This window comes from Pseudomonas sp. c313 (assembly GCF_055407145.1).
On sequence record NZ_JBUZRD010000003.1, the window covers coordinates 38455 to 61391 of the forward strand.

At 58.7% G+C, this 22937-nt stretch carries 18 protein-coding genes; 9 read left to right on the forward strand and 9 right to left on the reverse strand.

Annotated features, from left to right (window positions below; genetic code table 11):
• Window positions 1-161 precede the first annotated feature (161 nt).
• The gene (locus ACZRKZ_RS09635) at window positions 162-872 is read right to left on the reverse strand and encodes a helix-turn-helix transcriptional regulator (RefSeq protein WP_463981495.1); all 711 of its coding nucleotides are present in this window, start codon (window positions 870-872) and stop codon (window positions 162-164) included.
• Between the two features lie 434 nt (window positions 873-1306).
• Between ACZRKZ_RS09635 and ACZRKZ_RS09640 the strand changes: the two genes are divergently transcribed.
• Window positions 1307-2083 (forward strand): ferredoxin--NADP reductase, encoded by a 777-nt coding sequence (locus ACZRKZ_RS09640; RefSeq protein ID WP_463981496.1) that lies wholly within the window; start codon window positions 1307-1309, stop codon window positions 2081-2083.
• Between the two features lie 42 nt (window positions 2084-2125).
• Here ACZRKZ_RS09640 and mscL read toward each other — a convergent pair whose 3' ends face one another.
• Window positions 2126-2542 carry a large-conductance mechanosensitive channel protein MscL gene (gene mscL / locus ACZRKZ_RS09645; protein WP_463981497.1) on the reverse strand — a complete coding sequence of 139 codons (417 nt, stop codon included), beginning with the start codon at window positions 2540-2542 and terminating at the stop codon, window positions 2126-2128.
• Between the two features lie 287 nt (window positions 2543-2829).
• Here mscL and katB point away from each other — a divergent pair, with 287 nt between their 5' ends.
• The 3 genes from katB (at window position 2830) to radA (ending at window position 6391) form a co-directional block, all read left to right on the forward strand.
• Window positions 2830-4371, forward strand: a complete 1542-nt coding sequence (gene katB, locus ACZRKZ_RS09650; RefSeq protein WP_463981498.1) for a catalase KatB — start codon at window positions 2830-2832, stop codon at window positions 4369-4371.
• A gap of 78 nt (window positions 4372-4449) precedes the next feature.
• The gene (locus ACZRKZ_RS09655; protein ID WP_463981499.1) at window positions 4450-4989 is read left to right on the forward strand and encodes an ankyrin repeat domain-containing protein; all 540 of its coding nucleotides are present in this window, start codon (window positions 4450-4452) and stop codon (window positions 4987-4989) included.
• 34 nt (window positions 4990-5023) lie between these two features.
• Window positions 5024-6391 (forward strand): DNA repair protein RadA, encoded by a 1368-nt coding sequence (gene radA / locus ACZRKZ_RS09660; RefSeq protein ID WP_149410780.1) that lies wholly within the window; start codon window positions 5024-5026, stop codon window positions 6389-6391.
• 26 nt (window positions 6392-6417) lie between these two features.
• On the opposite strand, the gene ACZRKZ_RS09665 is transcribed toward radA, so the two are convergent.
• Window positions 6418-6789, reverse strand: coding sequence for a PilZ domain-containing protein (locus ACZRKZ_RS09665; RefSeq protein ID WP_463967278.1), 372 nt, complete (start codon window positions 6787-6789; stop codon window positions 6418-6420).
• 174 nt (window positions 6790-6963) lie between these two features.
• Between ACZRKZ_RS09665 and ACZRKZ_RS09670 the strand changes: the two genes are divergently transcribed.
• From ACZRKZ_RS09670 to yjiA, 3 genes are read left to right on the forward strand one after another with little or no spacing between them, the layout of a single operon-like run.
• Window positions 6964-9030, forward strand: coding sequence for a carbon starvation CstA family protein (locus ACZRKZ_RS09670; RefSeq protein ID WP_463981500.1), 2067 nt, complete (start codon window positions 6964-6966; stop codon window positions 9028-9030).
• A gap of 15 nt (window positions 9031-9045) precedes the next feature.
• Window positions 9046-9243 carry a YbdD/YjiX family protein gene (locus tag ACZRKZ_RS09675; protein WP_003182142.1) on the forward strand — a complete coding sequence of 66 codons (198 nt, stop codon included), beginning with the start codon at window positions 9046-9048 and terminating at the stop codon, window positions 9241-9243.
• Between the two features lie 34 nt (window positions 9244-9277).
• Complete coding sequence (yjiA, locus tag ACZRKZ_RS09680) at window positions 9278-10282, forward strand: GTPase (protein ID WP_463981501.1); 1005 nt, start codon at window positions 9278-9280, stop codon at window positions 10280-10282.
• A gap of 138 nt (window positions 10283-10420) precedes the next feature.
• Here the strand turns inward: yjiA and glyA are convergent, their stop codons facing one another.
• Both glyA and ACZRKZ_RS09690 read right to left on the reverse strand, forming a co-directional pair.
• Window positions 10421-11674, reverse strand: a complete 1254-nt coding sequence (gene glyA / locus ACZRKZ_RS09685) for a serine hydroxymethyltransferase (RefSeq protein ID WP_463981502.1) — start codon at window positions 11672-11674, stop codon at window positions 10421-10423.
• A gap of 149 nt (window positions 11675-11823) precedes the next feature.
• A complete protein-coding gene (locus ACZRKZ_RS09690; protein WP_463981503.1) occupies window positions 11824-15675 on the reverse strand; it encodes a bifunctional diguanylate cyclase/phosphodiesterase in 3852 nt (1283 codons plus the stop codon).
• Window positions 15676-15960: 285 nt separating this feature from the next.
• On the opposite strand from ACZRKZ_RS09690, the gene ettA reads away from it, so the two are divergent.
• Window positions 15961-17625, forward strand: a complete 1665-nt coding sequence (gene ettA / locus ACZRKZ_RS09695; RefSeq protein WP_463967273.1) for an energy-dependent translational throttle protein EttA — start codon at window positions 15961-15963, stop codon at window positions 17623-17625.
• 257 nt (window positions 17626-17882) lie between these two features.
• Window positions 17883-19220 carry an NADP-specific glutamate dehydrogenase gene (gene gdhA, locus ACZRKZ_RS09700; RefSeq protein ID WP_463981504.1) on the forward strand — a complete coding sequence of 446 codons (1338 nt, stop codon included), beginning with the start codon at window positions 17883-17885 and terminating at the stop codon, window positions 19218-19220.
• Here gdhA and ACZRKZ_RS09705 read toward each other — a convergent pair.
• The 4 genes from ACZRKZ_RS09705 to ACZRKZ_RS09720 form a co-directional block, all read right to left on the reverse strand.
• Window positions 19217-19714, reverse strand: a complete 498-nt coding sequence (locus tag ACZRKZ_RS09705; protein ID WP_463967271.1) for a GreA/GreB family elongation factor — start codon at window positions 19712-19714, stop codon at window positions 19217-19219. The genes gdhA and ACZRKZ_RS09705 overlap by 4 nt on opposite strands.
• A gap of 70 nt (window positions 19715-19784) precedes the next feature.
• Entirely contained in the window at window positions 19785-20141 is a 357-nt protein-coding gene (locus ACZRKZ_RS09710) for a hypothetical protein (RefSeq protein ID WP_463981505.1), read from the reverse strand.
• 286 nt (window positions 20142-20427) lie between these two features.
• Complete coding sequence (locus ACZRKZ_RS09715; protein ID WP_463967269.1) at window positions 20428-22281, reverse strand: Lnb N-terminal periplasmic domain-containing protein; 1854 nt, start codon at window positions 22279-22281, stop codon at window positions 20428-20430.
• A 93-nt stretch (window positions 22282-22374) separates the two neighbouring features.
• Window positions 22375-22863, reverse strand: a complete 489-nt coding sequence (locus ACZRKZ_RS09720; RefSeq protein WP_133099993.1) for a DUF3015 domain-containing protein — start codon at window positions 22861-22863, stop codon at window positions 22375-22377.
• Window positions 22864-22937 lie beyond the last annotated feature (74 nt).

The window sequence follows — 22937 nt, forward strand, 5'->3', positions numbered from 1 at the left end:
GGGGCCTGACGTGAGGAACCTTCTGAGTGGACTTCGACGCACGGTGTTGGAGGCTGCTTCATCACTCAGAACTGGCCGTAAATGTTACTTTTTTTTCCTGGGGATTACATTCGGTGTTTTGCGTCACGCTGCAGGCGTTCAGAGCGTCTTGGGCGTGCGGGTTAAAACAGTCCGGTTTTCACTGCCGTCATCACGGCAGCAATCTTGTTACTGACTCCCAGTTTTTTTATCGAACTGCTGATATGAAAACCGACGGTACGTTCGGATAGGCACAAAATAGTAGCGATATCCGCTGCGGTCTTGCCCTGCGCTGACCATTGCAGGACTTCGGTTTCCCGTGATGTCAGCTTGGTGGGGGGATGAACGAGGGGGTTGGTCGAGTATTTTTGCGCCACCACCGCATGTAAGGCATGACAAAGCCAGAGGACTTGTCCGGCTTTTTCGTAAAGCTCCTCCGGGCTCACAGGGCATTCGCTGCGCCCCAGGCTCAGCATGCTGAAAACCCCCTGAAAGTCATGGACGGGTTGGGTCCACCCGAAATTCAGACCGTAGGACTGCGCATGAACCCACAAGTCGGGAGCGCTGGAGAAAGTTTTTTCTTCCCAGACAACAGGTAGCACGCAGCGTTTACAGTGGGAAACAACAGGGTCCATGTCGAAGTAGTTTTGTTGTTTATAAAGCTGATTCCATTCACTTGGATAGTTATTGATAAAAATAGGTTTTTTTTGAATCTGTGGTAGTTGAGAACTCATGCTAAAAGCACAGTATTGGAAGCCGAGTTCAAAGGTAATGTTAAGGGCTGCTTCAAACATGCTGGTTATTTCGTTCTCACCTTTCAGTTTGGGGAGACGGGTGTTGCGCCAATTGAGCATCGGTAACTCTCCTTGAGTATTGCTGTAGCTTGGGTACGTCCTGGACCCCAATGCGGCACGCAAATGAGTGTAGGGCATATCCTGCGAAGCGAAATAAAAGATTCGCTATCTTCAAGTGCAGGCTTATGCATTTTCTAAATGCGGTGCGTTAGTAGGCTTTACAAGTAGTCGTCAGGAAATGGCGATTTTTTTGATTTTCAATGAGTTGCCGTTGTGCTCATTAGAATGGCAAGTGCCGTGTAATGGCGCTCTTGTAACTTGCTCAATAGCTAAATGATTGACGCGACACTAAATTGCCACTACTAAGGGTTTCTGCGGTTGGTGAAAATGACAGCATGGCTACTGCTGTCTCTGGGCGATGCCATTACAAACCACCAGTGTTTCCACGCGTCCCTTTGAGGGACACTAGGGCCATCTGTGAAACGGAGTCCCTCATGACGGCCAGTGCTGAAAAATACACACGCCAGACCCTTCTCGATGTGCGGTCGCTGACCCCCAGCCTGTTTACCCTGCGTACCACCCGAGACCCAGGCTTTCGCTTTCGGGCTGGTCAGTTCGTCCGCCTGGGCGTGACCAAGGCCGATGGCAGTATCGTGTGGCGTGCCTACTCTGTGGCGTCTTCGCCCTTTGACGAACACCTCGATTTCTTCTCCATTGTGGTGCCCGGTGGCGAGTTCACCAGCGAACTGAGCCGACTGCGCGAGGGCGATATTTTGCTGGTGGAGCGCCAGGCTACCGGTTTCCTGACTCTGGACCGCTTTGCCGATGGCCGCGACCTGTGGTTGCTGGGTACCGGCACCGGGGTCGCGCCGTTCCTGTCGATCCTGCAGGACTTTGAAGTCTGGGAGAAGTTCGAGCGGATCATCTTGGTCTACAGTGCCCGGGAGGCCAGGGAGCTGGCCTATCAGTCACTGATCAATGCGCTGGGCGAGCGCGAGTACCTGGTGGAGCATGCCCATAAGCTCACCTATATTCCCATCGTCACTCGTGAGCAGCATGCGGGGGCGCTGAATGGGCGGATCACTGCGCTGATCGAGAATGGTGAGCTGGAGCGTGCGGCCGGCGTCGAGCTGACACCGGAGCATTCGCGGGTAATGATCTGCGGCAACCCGCAGATGATCGATGACACACGCCAGTTGCTTAAACAGCGGGACATGCAGTTGAGCCTGACCCGGCGGCCGGGGCAGGTGGCGGTGGAAAACTACTGGTAAAAAAACGGCGCCTGATAAAGGCGCCGCTTTTTTGCCCGCCGATTACTCGGGCTTGCTGTTCTGTGCCTTGAGCAGATCGCGGATCTCCTCCAGCAGCTCTTCTTCCTTGGTTGGTACCGGCGGCAGGCTAGGTGCCACGGCCTCCTCGCGTTTGAGGCGGTTGATGGCCTTAACGCCCATGAAGATCGCAAACGCCACAATCACGAAGTCGATCATGCTCTGGATAAACTTGCCATAGGCCAGGACCACTGCCGGGATGTCGCCCTGCGCGGCCTTGAGTGTCACGGCCAGATCACCGAAGTCCACGCCACCGATCAACAGACCGATAGGGGGCATCACCACGTCGCCTACAAAGGAGGAAACAATTTTGCCGAAGGCGGCGCCGATGATAATACCGACGGCCATGTCGACCACATTACCTTTGACCGCGAAGGCCTTGAACTCATTTATCACGCCCATAGGTTATTCCTTGTTACAGATGAGGAGGGTAGAACCCAGTGTAAGTCAGTCCTGCACGGCGTGCGCGACACAACTGTTAACAGTGTTCGTTGTAATCGACACATTAAATCGTAAATAGTTTGCAAAGTGCCATCATTCGCGCGCGAATTACCCATAATTTCAGTGCCTTACCACGCTATTTTTTCAATCGACCTGGTATGGTTTTTCTATTTATCTTCTGACTCTACGGTCACTAGCCTCTGGTAAGCACAACTGAATGTGCATTAAAAAAACCAGAGGAAACCTTGATGAAAAACCCTATTAATCGCGGGCCTATTACTGCACGTTGCGTGCTGTTCATGGTGACCGCCAGCCTGCTTTCGCTATCCGTACAAGCTGCCAACCTGACCCGCGATAATGGTGCTGCAGTAGGCGACAACCAGAACTCGCAAACCGCTGGCGCCACTGGCCCGGTGCTGCTGCAAGACGTGCAACTGATCCAGAAGCTGCAGCGTTTTGACCGTGAGCGTATTCCCGAGCGTATCGTCCATGCCCGTGGCACTGGCGCCCACGGTACTTTCACAGTCACCGATAACCTCAGCGACCTGACCAAGGCCAAAGTTTTTGCCGTTGGTGAAGCCACCCCGGTGTTCGTGCGCTTCTCGGCGGTAGTACACGGCAACCATTCCCCGGAAACCTTGCGCGACCCTCGCGGTTTCGCCACCAAGTTCTATACCGCCGAAGGTAACTGGGACTTGGTCGGCAACAACTTCCCGACGTTTTTTATCCGCGATGCCATCAAGTTCCCGGACATGGTTCACGCCTTCAAACCAGACCCACGCACTAACCTCGACGATGACTCCCGTCGTTTCGACTTCTTCTCCCATGTTCCAGAGTCCACCCGCACCCTGACCGAGTTGTACTCCAACTCCGGAACCCCGGCCAGTTACCGGGAAATGGACGGTAACGGTGTACACGCCTACAAGTTGATCAATGCCAAGGGCGAAGTGCACTACGTCAAGTTCCACTGGAAGAGCCAGCAGGGCATCAAGAACCTTGAGCCCAAGCAGGTTGGCGAAGTTCAGGGTCGTGACTACAGCCATATGACCAATGACTTGGTCACGCATATCAATAAAGGCGACTTCCCCAAGTGGGATTTGTACGTGCAAGTGCTCAAGCCGCAAGACCTCGTCAAGTTTGACTTCGATCCATTGGACGCCACCAAGATCTGGCCGAATGTTCCTGAGCGCAAAGTTGGGCAAATGGTCTTGAATCGTAACCCGGCCAACGTCTTCCAGGAAACCGAACAAGTAGCCATGGCCCCGGCCAATCTGGTGCCGGGCATCGAGCCGTCGGAAGATCGTCTGCTGCAAGGCCGGGTATTCTCCTACGCCGATACGCAAATGTACCGCCTGGGCGCCAATGCCCTGCAACTGCCGATCAATGCTCCACGGGTCACCGTCAACAACGGTAACCAGGATGGCGCGATGAACTTTGGCAAAAGCACCAGCGGCGTGAACTACCAGCCAAGCCGCCTGCTGCCACGGGAAGAGCCGCAAAGTGCGCGCTATAGCCAGATGGCGCTGTCGGGGACGACCCAGCAGGCGAAGATCCAGCGTGAGCAGAACTTCAAGCAGGCTGGTGACTTGTACCGTTCCTTCAGCAAGAAAGAGCGTCAGGACTTGATCGACAATTTCGGCGGCTCCCTGGCCACCACTGATGACGTGAGCAAGCACATCATCTTGTCGTTCCTCTACAAGGCTGACCCCGAGTACGGCACCGGCGTGGCCAAGGTCGCCAAGGGTGATCTGGCTCGCGTTAAGACATTGGCTGAGAAGCTGACCGACTAACCCGTTGTTTTGCTCCCCCGTAGCCTCGTTCTACTCGGCAACTGCTACGGGGGGCATTACGTTACGAGGAGAGACTCCATGCGTATCTACATCGGTTTGCTGATGATATTGCTGGCATTTGCCGCACATGCCGAGCCGTCAGGCCCGGCGGCGGTCAAGGCGCAACTGCAGGATTACTACTTCGATGCCGCCCGCCGGGGCGACGTGGAAATGCTCGATACCTTTATTGACGCCGGCTATTCCCTGAATACGGTCGACGAAAAGGGCTACACCGCGCTGATTCTCGCCGCCTACCACGGGCAAGGCCCTGCGGTGGACCGACTATTGGCGGTCGGCGCCGATGCCTGCGCCCAGGACAAGCGTGGCAACACCGCGCTAATGGGGGCGATTTTCAAGGGTGAACTGAAAATTGCCCAGCGTTTGCTGGCCACCGACTGTAACCCCGACCAGCGCAACGGCGCCGGACAGACGGCGGCCATGTATGCGGGACTGTTCAAGCGGGTTGAACTGCTGGATGAACTGAAGGCCAAGGGCGCCGACCTGAACGCCGAAGACCCGGTCGGTAACAGCGCTTCACGGTTGGCCAGTGGTGAAATCCGTACCGCCGAGCCGCGCTGAGCTATCATCGCGTTTTTTCGGTGGAGGTTCTCGGATGGCAAAGGCCAAGCGCATGTACGGCTGCACAGAGTGCGGCGCGACCTTTCCCAAGTGGGCCGGCCAGTGCGGTGAATGCGGCGCGTGGAACACCCTCACCGAAACCATGGTGGAAAGCGGTGGTGCTGCGCCTCCCAGCGGCCGTTCCGGCTGGACCGGGCAGCAAACCCAGATCAAGACCCTGGCCGAAGTCAGCGTCGAAGAGATCCCGCGCTTCTCCACCGCCTCCGGCGAGCTGGACCGGGTGCTCGGTGGCGGCCTGGTGGACGGCTCGGTGGTGCTGATTGGCGGTGATCCGGGGATCGGCAAATCCACCATTCTGCTGCAAACCCTGTGCAGCATCGCCAGCCGCATGTCGGCGCTGTACGTCACCGGCGAAGAATCTCAGCAACAAGTGGCCATGCGCGCCCGTCGCCTGGGCTTGCCTCAGGACAAATTGCGGGTGATGACCGAAACCTGCATCGAAAGCATCATCGCCACCGCCCGCCTGGAAAAGCCCAAGGTCATGGTGATCGACTCGATCCAGACGATTTTCACTGAGCAACTGCAATCGGCGCCGGGTGGCGTGTCCCAGGTTCGGGAAAGTGCTGCGCTGTTGGTGCGTTACGCGAAACAGAGCGGCACGGCGATTTTCCTGGTGGGGCATGTGACCAAAGAGGGCGCACTGGCCGGCCCACGGGTGCTGGAACACATGGTGGATACCGTGCTGTATTTCGAGGGTGAATCCGACGGTCGTTTACGTCTGCTACGGGCAGTGAAAAACCGTTTCGGTGCGGTCAACGAACTGGGTGTCTTCGCCATGACCGACAGGGGGCTAAAAGAAGTCTCCAATCCTTCGGCGATCTTTCTTACGCGGGCTCAGGAAGAAGTACCGGGCAGTGTGGTGATGGCAACGTGGGAAGGCACCCGGCCGATGCTGGTGGAAGTCCAGGCCTTGGTGGATGACAGCCACTTGGCCAATCCGCGCCGTGTCACGTTGGGGCTGGATCAAAATCGTCTGGCCATGTTACTGGCGGTGCTGCACCGCCATGGCGGCATTCCGACCCATGACCAAGATGTGTTCCTCAACGTGGTGGGCGGGGTCAAGGTATTGGAAACCGCGTCCGACCTGGCATTGATGGCGGCGGTGATGTCCAGCCTGCGCAATCGACCTTTGCCCCATGATTTGCTGGTATTTGGTGAGATCGGTTTGTCGGGTGAAGTGCGCCCGGTACCCAGTGGCCAGGAGCGCTTGAAAGAAGCCGCCAAGCACGGCTTCAAGCGGGCCATCGTGCCCAAGGGCAATGCGCCAAAGGAATCGCCGCCGGGGTTGCAGGTGATTGGGGTAACGCGCCTGGAACAAGCGCTGGATGCGTTATTTGAGTAACCCGCAACACCACAAAATCCTCGCTCCTACAACGGATCCAGCAACGCGGCCAACTCCCGCTCAAGCTCTTCCTGGTCGCCGAGGTTCAGCTCGATCAGTCGCCTCAGGTGGCTGATCGAGTCGAGGTCGATGTGTTCGCAGACGAACCCCAACTGCCCATGATTGTCATGGGTCAGGCGCACCTGCATTTTCACGTCGGTATCCTTGTCCAGATGAATATCGACATCGAATGGTTCGTCGCCATGGCCAAGCCAGGGTTCAGGCCGCTGCACCAGCAGGCCCTTGAGCGATAAATCCACTAACTGCACCGACCAAACCCGTCCGTTCTGCCCAAGCTCGGTTCTGGCATCGAAGGCAATCCGCCGGAAACGGCGTCGATCTGACGGCTGGTCGCTCATGGTGAAACCCTCTGGATATAAGGGGATTGTAGCCCTGCGCCATTATGGCGCGGATATTTCTGTTTTTTTCGCGCCTACAAGGCTCTAGAGCAACGTAAGGGGGGTGGCCTTTAGAGCCGGGCGCGCTAAACTCGCGATGGCTGTCTTTCTGTCCAACCTGGCTGGAATATATAAATGAAAAATAATAATGGCCTGCTACGCCATCTACCCTGGCTGGTGCTGGCAATTGTAGGAGCATGCGCCCTAGGCGTAGTGGCCTTACGCCGTGGCGAGGCGATCAACGCCTTGTGGATTGTGGTCGCTGCTGTGGCCATTTATCTGGTGGCTTACCGTTACTACAGTTTGTTCATCGCTAACCACGTGATGCAGCTCGATCCACTGCGGGCCACCCCCGCCGTGGTCAACAACGACGGTTTGGACTATGTGCCGACCAACAAACACATTCTTTTCGGTCACCACTTCGCGGCTATTGCCGGCGCAGGGCCTTTGGTCGGCCCGGTATTGGCGGCGCAGATGGGCTATCTGCCCGGTACGCTATGGCTGATTGCAGGCGTAGTGCTGGCGGGTGCGGTACAGGATTTCATGATCCTGTTCCTTTCCACGCGTCGCAACGGCCGTTCCCTGGGGGACATGGTCCGCGAAGAAATGGGCCGCATTCCCGGGACCATCGCGCTGTTTGGCTGCTTCCTGATCATGATCATCATCCTCGCGGTGCTGGCGCTGATCGTGGTCAAGGCCCTGGCCGAAAGCCCGTGGGGCATCTTCACGGTAATGGCGACCATCCCGATCGCGATGTTCATGGGCATTTACATGCGCTACATCCGCCCGGGCCGCATCGGCGAAATTTCGATCATCGGCGTGCTGTTGCTGCTGGGTTCGATTTGGCTGGGCGGGCAGATTGCTGCTGATCCAGTGTGGGCCAAGGCCTTCACCTTCAGCGGGATTCAGATTACCGGGATGCTGATCGGCTACGGCTTCGTCGCAGCGGTACTGCCGGTATGGCTGATCCTCGCGCCGCGTGACTACCTTTCTACCTTCCTGAAGATCGGTACCATCATCGCCCTGGCGATTGGCATCCTGGTCACCATGCCTGACCTGAAAATGCCGGCACTGACCCAGTTCATCGATGGCACTGGCCCGGTGTGGAAGGGTGGTCTGTTCCCGTTCCTGTTCATCACCATCGCCTGTGGCGCGGTCTCGGGTTTCCACGCGCTGATCTCCTCGGGTACCACGCCCAAGTTGCTGGCAAATGAAGCTCATTCCCGCTACATCGGTTACGGCGGCATGTTGATGGAGTCGTTCGTGGCCATTATGGCCATGGTTGCCGCTTCGGTGATCGAGCCAGGCGTGTACTTCGCCATGAACAGCCCGGCTGCGATTGTCGGCTCTGACGTGGTAACCGTTGCGCAAACCGTCAGCAGCTGGGGTTTTGCAATTACTCCGGAAGCGCTGCAGGCGGTGGCCAAGGACATCGGTGAAACCACCATCCTGGCCCGTGCCGGCGGTGCGCCGACCCTGGCGGTCGGTATTGCGCAGATCCTGCACAGTGTCCTGCCGGGTGAAAACACCATGGCGTTCTGGTACCACTTTGCAATCCTGTTCGAAGCGCTGTTCATCCTTACCGCTGTAGACGCCGGCACCCGTGCCGGGCGCTTCATGCTCCAGGATTTGCTCGGCTCCTTCGTGCCGGCCCTCAAGCGTACCGAGTCCTGGACTGCCAACCTGATCGCCACCGCAGGCTGCGTGGCGATGTGGGGTTACTTGCTGTATCAGGGCGTAATCGATCCGCTGGGTGGCATCAACACCTTGTGGCCGCTGTTCGGCATCTCCAACCAGATGCTCGCCGGTATCGCGCTGATGCTCGCCACCGTTGTGCTGATCAAAATGAAGCGCCAGCGCTACATCTGGGTGACCATGTTGCCAGCGATCTGGTTGCTGATTTGCACCACCGCCGCGGGCTTCATCAAGCTGTTCGACGCCAACCCGGCGATTGGCTTCCTGTCGCTGGCCAAGAAGTACAGTGATGCGTTGGCAAACGGTCAAATCCTGGCTCCGGCCAAGAACATCGACCAGATGCAACACGTAATCTGGAACGCTTACACCAACGCAACGCTGACAGTGCTGTTCCTGTTCGTGGTGTTCAGCATCCTGTTCTATGCGCTCAAGGTCGGTATCGCCGCCTGGGGCAACAAGGAACGTACGGACAAAGAATCGCCATTCCAGGCCGTACCGGACGCGTGATAGAGGATTGCAATCATGTTCAATGACCTGAGTCGCCTCGGTAAGTACCTCGGTCAGGCCGCGCGCCTGATGGTCGGTATGCCCGACTACGACAACTATGTCGAGCATATGCAAACCAAACACCCGGATAAGCCGATGATGGACTACGAGGCGTTCTTCCGGGAACGCCAGGAAGCCCGTTACGGCGGCAAGGGTGGGCCAAAGTGCTGTTGACCTGCTAGCCAGGTTCCGGTGGGAGCCCCTGTATATGGGCTCCCATTTTTATTGCTGTGTATTGAAGGAGAATCGCGTTTTGTCCTCTCCCATCCCCGTCACCATCCTCAGCGGCTTTCTCGGCGCTGGCAAAACCACCTTGTTGCGCCACCTGCTCAAGGCCGAACACGGCTTGAAAATCGCCGTGATCGAAAACGAATTCAGTGACGCCGGTATCGACACCCAGCTATTGGGCAGCGAGCCGGTGCAAGTCATGACCCTGTCCAACGGCTGCGTGTGCTGCACCATCCACACCGACCTGACCAAGGCCCTCTACCTGTTGCTCGAACGCCTGGACAGCGGCGAGATCGCCTTCGATCGGCTGGTGATCGAATGCACCGGCCTGGCCGATCCAGCACCCGTGGCCCAGACCTTTTTCATCGATGAAGAACTGCGCGAGCGCTACATCCTCGACGGCATCATCACCCTGGTGGACGCGGCCCACGCCGAGCACCATCTCACCCAAACCATCGCCCAGGCGCAGATCGGTTTTGCTGATCGCCTACTGGTGAGCAAGCGCGACCTGGTGGACGACGCCACCTTCGAGGCCCTCAGCGAACGTCTGACTCGCATCAACCGCCGCGCGCCAATCCGCGTCGTGGAACACGGCAAGATCGACCTGGCTGAATTGTTGGATGTGCGTGGTTTCAATCTCAACGCCGGCATGAGTTTGCGGCCAGTGAGCAAGGCACCCTCCATCGATCGAATCTCCAGCCTGGTGCTACGCACCGACCAGCCGCTGGATATCGATAAGCTCAGCGAGTTCATGAACGAGCTGTTGGAAGACCACGGCAAGCAGTTGCTGCGCTACAAGGGCGTGCTGAACATCGCCGGGGAAGAACGGCGCATGGTTTTTCAGGGCGTGCTGAAGCTCTACGGGTTCGACTGGGACACCGAGTGGGCTGAAGGCGAAGCGCGAGAAAGTGTGATTGTGTTTATTGCCGACGAATTGCCGGAAGAGAAGATTCGCGCGGGTTTCCAGCGAATCTATCAGGCATAAAAAAGCCCACTTGTAGGAGCGAGCTTGCTCGCGAAGAACTCATAGGCACCGCGTGCATCCAGGATGCACGCGTTATCGTTGGCGTTTTTCGCGAGCAAGCTCGCTCCTACAGTGGGCTTTTCAATCAAGCAACTGCAATCAAGCGCCGTATACCGGCAGCTTCTTGCAGATGGCCTTGACCTTCTCACGAACAGAATCAATCACTGCTGCGTTGGAAAGGTCCGCCAGGATGTCGCAGATCCAGCCAGCCAGTTCCTTGCACTCAGCCTCTTTGAAGCCACGAGTGGTCACCGCTGGGGTGCCGAAGCGCAGGCCCGAGGTGACGAACGGCGAACGTGGGTCGTTTGGCACCGAGTTCTTGTTCACGGTAATGAAAGCCTTGCCCAGTGCGGCGTCAGCGTCTTTACCGGAGATGTCCTGCTTGATCAGCGACAGCAGGAACAGGTGGTTCTCAGTACCGCCGGAGACCACGTCAAAACCACGCTCGATGAACACGCCGGCCATGGCCTTGGCGTTTTTCACCACTTGTTGCTGGTAGGTCTTGAACTCAGGCTGCAGTGCTTCCTTGAAGCAGATCGCCTTGGCCGCGATCACGTGTTCCAGCGGGCCGCCCTGAGAGCCTGGGAATACGGCGGAGTTCAGCTTCTTCTCGATGTCGGCGTTGGCGCGAGCCAGAATCAGGCCGCCACGTGGACCGCGCAGGGTCTTGTGGGTGGTGGTGGTCACCACGTCAGCGAAAGGCACCGGGTTCGGGTAGACGCCAGCGGCGACCAGACCGGCCACGTGGGCCATGTCGACGAACAGGTAAGCGCCAACCTTGTCGGCGATTTCACGGAAGCGTGGGAAATCGAGGATCTGCGAGTAGGCAGAGAAACCGGCCACGATCATTTTTGGCTTGTGCTCGACCGCCAGGCGCTCGACTTCGTCGTAGTCGATCAGGCCGTTGGTGTCGATGCCATATTGAACGGCGTTGTACAGCTTGCCAGAGGAGGAAACGCTGGCGCCGTGGGTCAGGTGACCGCCGTGGGCCAGGCTCATGCCCAGGATGGTGTCGCCCGCTTGCAGCAGGGCCAGGTAAACGGCGCTGTTGGCTTGGGAGCCAGCGTGGGGCTGGACGTTGGCGTAATCGGCGCCGAACAGTTCCTTGGCGCGGTCGATGGCCAGTTGCTCAACCACGTCGACGAATTCGCAGCCGCCGTAGTAACGCTTGCCCGGATAACCTTCGGCGTACTTGTTGGTCAGAACCGAACCTTGAGCCTCCATGACCGCGGGGCTGGTGTAGTTTTCCGAAGCGATCAGCTCAATGTGCTCTTCCTGGCGCACAGCTTCTTGCTCCATGGCGGCAAAGAGATCGGCGTCGTACTTGGCAATAGTCAAATCACGGCTGAACATGGCGGTCCTCATGGATCGGGGGGCAGAAAAGGAGAGCATTCTAACCCAATGGGTTTTAGATGGCATATGAAAGGACATCATGTCGCGGACAAGTGGTGTTCATCTGGGGATGGACGACTCTCTCTTTTCCGGCCACTCGGCCCCTCAGATCAATCGAACACAAACAGCGCATCATTGCTGAATTGCGCCTCGAACCGATTCGCCGGCATCGGCCGGCCGAACAGATAACCCTGCACCTCATCGCAACCATGCTCACGCAGGAAGTCCAGCTGCTCATGGGTTTCCACGCCCTCGGCGATCACTGCCAGGTTCAGGCTGTGGGCCATGGCAATAATGGCTCGGGCGATCTGTGCGTCCTGCTCGCCCGACGGTAGGCCATCGACGAAGGTGCGGTCGATTTTCAGCACGTCGATAGGGAATTGTTTGAGGTAGTTCAACGAAGAGTAACCGGTGCCGAAGTCATCCACCGCGATACTCAGGCCCAGATTTTTCAGGCTGGCGAGGATCTGCATGGCTTCGTTGACTTCACGCATCAGGATACTTTCGGTCAACTCCAGCTCCAGGCACGCTGGCGGAAGGCCGGTGTCCTTGAGGATGGTGGCGATACGCGTGCCCAACTGGCCGTCGGAGAACTGCCGGGCGGAAATATTCACCGAGACCTTGGGTACCCGCACCTTGTTCTGGTGCCAAGTCTTGAGTTGGCGACAGGCTTCGCTGATCACCCAGTCGCCCACATCCACCACCAACCCCAACTCCTCCAGCACCGGAATGAAATCCCCCGGTGGTACCAGTCCGCGTCGCGGATGGCGCCAGCGCAGCAGGGCTTCGGCGCCGGTCAAACGTTTGCCATCGCCGCTGAACTGCGGTTGGTAATAGAGCACGAATTCATCCTGCTCCAGAGCGTGGCGCAAGTCGCTTTCCAGTTCCAGTCGTTCCAGGGCACTGGCGTTCATATCGGCCTGGTAGAACTGGAAGTTGTTCTTGCCCCGTTCCTTGGCGTGATACATCGCCGTGTCGGCGTTTTTCATCAGTTGGCTCAGTTCATTGCCGTCCTGAGGGCTCAACGCGATGCCGATACTGGCCGTGACGAAAAACTCGCGGCCCTCCAGCACGAACGGCTTCACCAGGCTGGCGAGGATCTGTTCGGCCACATGGATTGCCCGGTTCAGCGCCAGCTCGCGACTGACTCGCGGTTGTAGCAACAGGGTGAACTCGTCGCCGCCCATGCGCGCGACTGTGTCGTCTTCAGCCACGCAGCCCAGCAGGCGGGTGGCCATTTCCTTGAGCATGCGGTCGCCGGCGGCGTGGCCCAGGGAATCGTTGATCGGTTTGAAGCGGTCAAGGTCGAGGAACATCAGCACCACCCACGACTTCTGCCGTTCTGCCGACTGCAGCGCGGTGTGCAGGCGATCCTGGAACAGCGTGCGGTTAGGCAGGTGTGTCAGGGCGTCGTAGTAGGCCAGGCGGTGGATGCGCTGTTCGCTGGCCTTGCGCTCACTGATGTCGCTGAAGAAACACACGTAGCTGGCCAGGTCACCCTCGTCATCGAGCACGGCGGTGATGCCGACCCATGCTGGGTAGTGCTCGCCGCTGCGGCGCTTGAGCCACACTTCACCTTCCCAGGTACTGTGCTGGTGCAACTGCTTGAGTATGTAACGCAGGTGTGCTTCCTGTTGTTCGTCGACGGTGAGCATGTTCGGCAACTGGTCGAGGACATCCGCCACGGCATAACCGCTGACCCGGCTGAACGCCTCGTTGGCCTGCACGATGTAACCGGCTGGGTCGGTAATCAGGATCGCCGAGGTGGAGTGTTCAAAGACCGTGGCCGCCATGCGCAGGTCTTTCTCGGCGCGGCGTTGCTGGCTGATGTCGCGACCGACACCGAGAATGCCTTCGAACGCGCCGTGCTCATCCCACACCAGTACCAGCCGCAGTTCGATTGGCACCTTGCGCCCATCGGCCCGCAGGCAATCGAACAGGAACAGTTGGGTCTGCACTTCGTTGCGCAGCAGGGCCAGGGTCTCGGGATTGTCCAAGGCGCGGCTGACCCTCTCCACCAGGGTGTAGATGCCGGTCAGCTGTTGCGGGTTGGCAATGGTCGATTGCCAGCCGTTCTTGAAGATCCAGTCGACCTCATAACCCAGCACCGCATTCACCGAGGGGCTGACGTAGTTGAGGGCCAGTTTGCTGTCGGTGGAAAAAATCACATCGCTGATGCTTTCCGCCAGCATGCGGTAGCGCTGTTCGCTGTCACGCAGGGACTCGCTGGCTTCGATCTGATCGGTAATGTCCTTGGCCACGCCGATGATCCGCGTGACCTGGTCGGACTTGTCCCGCGCCAGGGCCTGTTCGCGGATATCGAACCGACGCCATTGATTGTTACGGTGGCGAAAGCGCAACTGGCATTGCAGTTGGGCCAGGTAGCCTGTGGCACGCTGCTGTTGGCGTAGTTCGTGATAGCGCTCGGCGTCTTCGGGGTGCAACAGGATCTCCCAGAAGTACTCGCCCATTTGCTGCAACTCGGGCTTGTTGTAGCCCAGGGTGTGCCCCAGATGGTGGTTGCTGAAAATCATCCGCTGGCTGATCACGTCCTGTACATAGAGGTGATCGGGCACGGTACGCACCACGTCCGACCAGAAGCCTTCGCGCTCCACCAGGGACAACTCGATCAGCTTGCGGCTGGTGATGTCGCTGATGCTGAGGATCACCGCCTTATAGTCGTGCTGCTCTTCTGGCAGGCGCATGACCAGCCACAGATATTGTTCGTTACCTTCGACGTCGTTGAGCTGAATTTCTAGCTCAAGCTGCTTTTGCTGGGTGAGCACCGCTTCGAGCACTTGATAGCCGATGGCAGTGGTGTTCTGCGGGCAACCGTCGATCAGGCGGTCCCAGGCTTGTTCGCAGGACGCCACATTGAGCAGGCGCACGGCAACCTGGTTGACCTCGGTGATGCGCAGTTCCTTGAGCAGTTGCTGGCGTTGCTCCGGGCTGTTTTGCAGCCAATCCTGCAGTCGTTCACGGGTCTGCAAGTGGGCCTTGTCGAAAAACGCGCGCAAGCCGGACAGATCAAGAACGCACAAGGCCACGCCAGTGCCTTCGAAAATTTCCTGGTAGCGCCGGCGGCCTTCATGGAGCTGACGCTGGCGGCGGCGCATGTTCAGCAGGACAATCACCGGGACCAGCGAGAAGGCCAGGCCCAGCAGGCATTTGCCGATAAACGCCGGCAGCAGTTGCTCCAGCACGGCGACGCGATCAAACAGACCGCGCAGTTGCCAGTCACTTTTGCTCAAGGGTGTGACCAGCACGCTTTTGTTCAGCTCGTCCGGGGTCAGCGCTGCCGCCCATTGGGCGGTCATGCCGCTGTCGCGGCTGACCACCCGGTGGTTCAGGCGGTTTTCAATGACCCACATCGGCCGCTGGCCCTGGCCATCCTGGCGGGTCAGGTTGGCCAGGTAGTTAGGCGCCAGGCGCAACGCCCAGTACATCTTGGCGCCGCCGCTGGGCTGATGCAGCAGCAGGTAAATGACTGTGCCGTCGTTGTTATTGCTCAAGTAATAAGACTGGGAATGGCTGCGCTTGACCAGTTCTATCAGCCAGGCGCTGTCCTGGCTGTCTTTGGCGCTGTCACTGATCACCGCTCCGCTGGGGGCGAGCAGGGCGACGCTGCGCAGTTCCGGCAACGAGCGTTGCAGGGTGCGCATCAAGGCTTGTTGCTGTTCATCGTTGCGCGGTGGCTCGACGATCGGCAGCAGATTCAGGGCGATCTGTGCGCTCAAGGCCATGTTCAGGCTGATCTGTTCGGCGAGGTCCGCGCTGTAGTCGATGGTGTACTGCTGTTGGTCCTTCTGGTTCTGCTGCAATTGATCCAGCAGTTGCCAGAACAATAATGCGAGCAGCACGAGGACCAGCGTCGCCAATGCGCCTTTGAGGGTTCCGTGCAGGGGCGCTCCCGGCGCTATATGAGCGGCGCGCAGGGGAGTTGGCGGCGTGACGTTGGACAAGCTGTGATCCTGCGGTTTGGCTGGACTGGCGCGCGACGTGCACTATAAGCCGGACGCCCGGAGGGCGGCTAGCATGCCTTGTGTTGTGGCAAAGTGCCAGTCCCGCTTGGCTGGACTGCCCACCTGCATTCAGGTAGCTTTGCCGGTTACGCGAGGGCGTCCCAGCCCCAGACAATCAGGCTTTTTCCGTACGCAGGCATTGATCAACATCAACGGCCCGCGTCGCGCATGGCCTGGCACGGGCTTCGCCCGCTTAATTCATCAGTTACTGACGCTAGGTTCACCATGGCTCAATACGTCTTCACCATGCATCGGCTGAGCAAAGTTGTTCCGCCGAAGCGGGAAATCCTGAAAAACATTTCTCTGTCCTTCTTCCCTGGCGCCAAGATCGGCGTGCTCGGCCTCAACGGTTCGGGTAAATCCACGCTGTTGAAAATCATGGCTGGCGTCGACACCGAGTTCGACGGTGAAGCCCGTCCGATGCCCGAGCTGAACATCGGCTACCTGCCGCAGGAACCCATCCTGGACCCTACCAAGACCGTGCGTGAAGTGGTCGAGGAAGCGGTCAGTGTGATCAAGAACGCCCAGGCTCGCCTGGACGAGGTCTACGCTGCCTACGCTGAACCGGATGCCGACTTCGACAAGCTGGCCGCCGAACAGGCCAAGCTCGAAGCCATCCTGCAAGCCAGTGACGGTCACAACCTGGAGCGCCAGCTGGAAGTCGCCGCCGATGCGCTACGCCTACCGGCGTGGGACGCCAAGGTCGAACATCTGTCCGGTGGTGAAAAACGCCGTGTGGCCCTGTGCCGTTTGCTGCTGTCGGCTCCCGACATGTTGCTGCTCGACGAACCCACCAACCACTTGGACGCCGATTCCGTCGCCTGGCTGGAGCACTTCCTCCACGACTTCCCGGGCACCGTGGTTGCGATCACGCACGACCGGTACTTCCTGGACAACGTCGCCGGTTGGATTCTGGAACTCGACCGTGGTGCCGGTATCCCTTACGAGGGCAACTACTCCGGTTGGCTGGAAGCCAAGTCCGACCGTCTGGCCGCCGAATCCAAGCAGCAGTCGGCCCATGAAAAGGCCATGAAAGACGAGCTGGAGTGGGTACGAAAAGGTGCCAAGGCGCGTCAGTCCAAATCCAAGGCCCGTCTGCAACGCTTCGAGGAAATGCAATCCCAGGAATTCCAGAAGCGCAGCGAAACCAACGAAATCTACATCCCGGCCGGCCCGCGCCTGGGTGACAAGGTTATCGAATTCAAGAACGTTTCCAAGGGCTACGGCGATCGCGTGCTGATCGACAACCTGTCGTTCTCCATGCCCAAGGGCGCCATCGTCGGCGTGATCGGCGGTAACGGTGCGGGTAAATCCACCCTGTTCCGCATGCTGATGGGCAAGGAGCAACCGGATTCGGGCACCATCGAAGTCGGCGAAACCGTGCAGCTTGCCTGCGTGGATCAGAGCCGCGACGACCTCGACGGCAGCAAGACTGTGTTCCAGCAGATTTCCGACGGTTCCGACCAGATCCGCATCGGCAACTATGAAATTCCGTCGCGCACCTATGTGGGCCGTTTCAACTTCAAGGGCGGCGACCAGCAGAAGTTCGTCAAGGACCTGTCCGGTGGTGAGCGCGGTCGCTTGCACCTGGCCCTGACCTTGAAAGAGGGCGGCAACGTCCTGCTGCTCGACGAACCGTCCAACGATCTCGACGTGGAAACCCTGCGCTCCCTGGAAGAAGCCCTGCTGGACTTCCCGGGCGCCGCCATTGTGATCTCTCACGATCGGTGGTTCCTTGACCGTGTGGCCACTCATATCCTGGCGTACGAAGACGACTCCCAGGCCGTGTTCTTCGAAGGCAACTACACCGAGTACGAAGCCGATCGCAAGAAACGCCTCGGCGATGCGGCTGCCCAGCCGCATCGTGTACGGCACAAAAAACTGGTCTGATTCGGGCTGGTGGTTTGAAAAAGCGGAGCCTTCGGGCTCCGCTTTTTTTTGTGCACTACGAGGTGGTGTCTGTTGGTGCGATGCTTGGAGCTGCGCTCCCCCTTAAGGTGCAAACAAACCTGTAAAGTTGGATTATTTATATCAAGCGCACCATTTAAATTCAAAAAGGCGACATTTTGCGCTGTTGCGGTGCGACATGAGTTGTTAAAGTCCGGCTCAAGTCTCCGTTAACGACACTAAATTTGCCGAGAATTTTCATGATCGAATCCGTTGAATCCTTCCTTTCCCGTCTAAAGAAACGCGACCCTGACCAGCCGGAATTCCACCAGGCCGTGGAAGAAGTCCTGCGCAGCCTGTGGCCGTTTCTTGAAGCCAATCCCCACTACCTGACCTCGGGCATCCTGGAGCGCATTTGCGAGCCGGAGCGCGCCATTACGTTTCGGGTGTCTTGGGTCGACGATCACGGCAAGGTCCAGGTCAATCGCGGGTTCCGCATCCAGATGAACAGCGCCATCGGCCCCTACAAGGGCGGCCTGCGCTTCCATCCTTCGGTAAACCTTGGCGTGCTGAAATTCCTCGCCTTCGAACAGACCTTCAAGAACTCCCTGACCTCGCTGCCCATGGGCGGCGGCAAGGGCGGGTCGGATTTTGATCCCAAGGGCAAGAGCGACGCCGAGGTCATGCGTTTCTGCCAGGCCTTCATGAGCGAACTGTACCGCCATATCGGCTCGGACGTGGACGTTCCGGCCGGCGACATCGGTGTCGGCGCCCGGGAAATCGGTTTTTTGTTCGGCCAATACAAACGCCTGAGCAACCAGTTCACCTCCGTGCTGACCGGCAAGGGCATGAGCTACGGTGGCAGTCTGATCCGCCCGGAAGCCACCGGCTTTGGCTGCGTGTACTTCGCTGAAGAAATGCTCAAGCGCAACGGCCAGCGCGTCGAAGGCAAGCGTGTGGCGGTCTCCGGCTCCGGCAACGTCGCCCAGTACGCGGCACGCAAGGTCATGGATCTGGGCGGCAAGGTGATTTCCCTGTCCGACTCTGAAGGCACCTTGTACTGCGAAAGCGGGTTGACCGAGGAGCAATGGTCGGCGCTGCTGGAGCTGAAAAACATCCAGCGTGGTCGTATCAGCGAGTTGGCCGGGCGCTTCGGCCTGGAATTTCGCGCGGGCAAGACCCCGTGGGAACTGGCCTGCGACATCGCCCTGCCATGCGCGACCCAGAACGAACTGGACGCCGACGCCGCGCGCGCACTGTTGCGCAATGGCTGCCTGTGCGTGGCCGAAGGCGCCAACATGCCCACCACTCTTGACGCTGTGGATATCTTTATCGACGCAGGCGTCCTGTTCGCCCCAGGCAAGGCTTCCAACGCTGGCGGCGTAGCGGTGAGCGGCCTGGAAATGTCGCAGAACGCCATGCGCCTGCTGTGGACCGCTGGCGAAGTGGACAGCAAGCTGCACAACATCATGCAGTCGATCCACCACGCATGCGTGCACTACGGCGAGGAGAATGGCCGGGTCAACTACGTCAAGGGCGCGAATATCGCCGGCTTTGTCAAAGTGGCCGATGCAATGCTGGCCCAGGGCATCGTCTAAACCTGGGGCTCGATGCGCAGGATCTCGATCAACTGATCGCCGGCGGGGCGCTTCCACAGCACCTCGTCGCCTACCTGGGCACCCAGCAACGCCCGGCCCAGAGGCGACCCCCAGTTGATCAGGCCCACGCTGGCATCGGCCTGATCCTCACCGACCAACTGAATGCGTTGCTCCACACCCTGTTCATTGGCAAAGGTTACCCAACTGCCGATCTGCACTTTATCGGTAGAGGTCGCCGGTGCTACCACCTGGGCGCTTTGCAGACGCTGGTTGAAATAACGCAAATCCCGCTCAAGGTCAGCCTGGCGCTGTTTGTCGGCTTGCTCGCCCTTGGCAGACTCTTCACTGTACTGGTGCTGTAAATAGGCAACCTTGGCCTGCAACTGCGCCAGCCCCTGTGCAGTGAGGTGATTGGGTTGCGCGCTGACTTGGCGTTCCACCGGTTGGCTGGCCTGGGCAGCGGCGCTGTCTTCGTTGACGAAAGCTCGACTCATGAGATTCTCCTGCTATGGAGTTTGGGCCATGGTCGCAGGGGTTAAGTTTCGATGGATGTCTGAAAGCGACCTATTGCGAGCGATAAGCCTTGGCCGCATCACGGTCCTTCTCCTGCTGCCAGGCCCGTTCCCGCTCGTTCCAGTGGCGGTCCTTATAGTCATTGAGGTCTTCGCTCTCGCGCATGGCCTTGCACTGGCGGAAGCCGTCGTCCCAGCCTTCGGCGTATGGCCGGTCTTTTAGATAACGTGGGACGTTCTTGCGAAACTCTCCGGTGATCACCCCAGCCGCCTGGCGGCCACTGCTGCAACCGTCGTCGAAACCATCGGCAAAAGCGGGTGGATAACCCTTGGCCAGCAAATCCTCGTGGGTTGACTGGCAACCGGTCAGCAACACCAACAGGCCCAGCGCTACTGCGAACCGCCACATCTCATACTCCCTGGCCGTTGAACGGCTGTTGAGGGAAGTTTAGAAGGGGATTCGTTGGAAGGATGTGAAAGGACTGTGAGAAATTGATCTGAGAGCAGTGGTGCGGCCGACGTAGCCTCGCTCGGGCTCGACAACTGCGGCGGTTCCTGCCTTCAAAATGTGTAGATACCTATGAGGCGATAGCATCACCGTGGTCTAACTGAAAGACCGAGTCGTCTGCATCGCGGGCAAGCCCGGCTCCCACACAAGCCCCACACTTGGGCAGTGTTGTTCTGCCGGGCGTCACTCAATAGTGATACCACTTCACCTCAAGCATCACCTCATTGACTGGCGTCGCCAGATGACTGAACTCCCGCTGCGCGCTCAAGCGCAAACCCAGATTACGGGATAATTCCCACTGCTGATTCAGGCTGATACTGCGCCGCACTTCGCCGTTGGTGAAGAAGTCGCCCTTGGCTTCCAGGCTGAGGTTGCCCAGCGGATTTTTCCAGAGTACGCCGGTATTGAATCCGGCAGCCGGAGAGATGAATTCGTCGAAGTCGTTGTTGTGCTCCACGCGCACGGTGCCGAGGGCGAAGCCGAGCATGTCGTCGCGCAGTTGCCAGGTGCCGCCGGCGCCGCCGTTGACGTGGCTGACCAGGGTTTCGTCGTCATGTTTGCCCGGCACGCGCTCAAGGCCTCCGGTGACTTGCCAGGACCAGGGTTGTAGCAGCTCGTTGCGCGGGGTTAGAGAGCGAATGGTCGCCAGGTCCAGTTGCTGCAGCTGCCAGTGATTGCCTTCGTACTGACGCAGTTTCATTTGCAGGATTTCAATCTGCGCACCCAGGGGGAAGCCTTCGGCGTTGTCGTTGAGGTCGTGGTAGGCCATGCGCAGGCCGTATTCGCCGAAGGCCTTGTCGCCACGGGTGCCGATGCCGGCTTGCCAGGTGCGGGATTCGTGGCCGTTTTCGGGCAGGCCGGGGCGTTCGATTTTAAGGTCCGGCGCCGGGTTCTGGTTGATTGCCCGCAGCAATTCGAAGCTGCGCTGGGAGCGCTCGGTATCGCGCTCCAGGCCATTGGCGCGGTAGCGGCCCAGACGATAGGCTGCGTCGATGATCAGCGCCTGGCGATCCTTGGTGATGGCCTTGAAGGTCGGGTCCTGCAATTGTTTCTGGTCGTCGCTGATTTTCAGCACCCACTGCTGTTCATCGCCGTCCAGGGGCTTGGCGCGCTCCAGCAGTTCACGTTCGCGGGAGGGCCGGTAGTCGATTTTCTCCACCAGTCCGGCGTCCTTCACGGCTTTAACCGTGTCGGTGGGAATGGCTGTCAGCGGGAACTGTTCGGTCAGCCGCAGGCCCGGCCGTGCCACTTGCAGCAGTTCCAGCAGGCGGTAGGAGCAGTTTTCGTCGAAGAAGAAATAGTCGAACTGAATCTGCTTGAGTTCCCAGACGTGCTCGACCATGCGCTCGGTCTCGACCTGGGTCAGGTTCAGCCGGTATTCCCACAGGTCGCGGTTCTCAAGGCTACGGTATTCCGAGAGTTTTTCCTGATAGGGCACCAGGGCAAAGAGGCCAGGATAGCCGCCCATCAAGCCTTTCCAGGCATAGAGGATGCTGTTGTCCGAGCCTTCGATATAGGCGCCGAAGTTGATCGCGTAGCTGAGCAGGGCGGTGTTGTTACTTTGTACGTCAGCTTGGTCGATGCGCAGCAGGGTGTGGCCGAACATTGACGACGGGCTGTTGAGGTAGGCTGCCGGGAAGATCATCACCGCGCTGTGGGGGGCGACGTCCTTGAACCATTGCTTGAATTCTGTGCAGTCCATGGTTGGCAAGTCAGTCAGCTGCAACTGGTCCTTGAGCCAGCGGGTACGTGCCGGGTAAACGCATTGGGCGTGTTTTTCGCCTGCCGTCGCCGGGGCGTAGAGCGCCTGTACGGTGGCCTTGAGTTCTGCATCCGGGTGATGGGCGCCGTCGGCGGCGAGGAAAAACTTCTGATCGCTGACATAACTGCGCCAGCCTTTTAGCTTGCCAGCTTCGTAATGCCCCAGCGATAGCCAGAATGGGTCGTTGGCCAGTTGCTGCAAACGTTGATCATCAAGGTGCGGTGCCGCATGCAGCGGGGTGCAGGCGAAGAGTGCCAGGCAAACAAGGCGTTTGAGCATAGGGGCAACTTAAGTCGAAATAAAAAAGACCCAAAGTAGGGGCAGGTCCAAAAATATAAAACCCGCGCCTCGAAAGGCGCGGGTGGGTCGAGATTAAGCCTGGGTCGCGTATTTCGCCAGACGGGTGTCGCTTTTCAGTACCGCGATGGTGTTGGAGTGCACGTCTTCTGCGGTCACGTCAGCCTTGCTGAAGATCTGCTGGAAGTGTTCGTGAGTTACAGCTGCAAAGTGCTCACGATCTTCTGGAGCAACACCCAGTACCACGGCGTAGGTGGTCAGCGCTTCGCCATTGCCTTTGGCCATGTCTTCGGACAGCTCGTTCATCATGCCATTCATGGCAATCCACGATTTGCCGCCGTAAGTCAGGGCGCTGTTGGTGGCGCAACCGTTGGTGCCCGAGGTCATGCCGAAGGTGGCGTTACCGGAGGTACCGTTGGTGGTGGAAGCCAGGAAGTGAGCGGGAGTACCGCGTTGGCCTTCGAACAGCAGGTTGCCCCAGCCGCAGTTCGGGCCACCTGGCGCTTCAGCCATTGCATTGAGGGAGACGACGGTGAAGAGAGTACCGAGAAGGATCCGTTTCATAGCTTTATTCTCTTAGTGTGCAAACCAATGGACAAGGGTTTCAGGTGCCTCACAGCACCCTAGGGGCCGGTTAT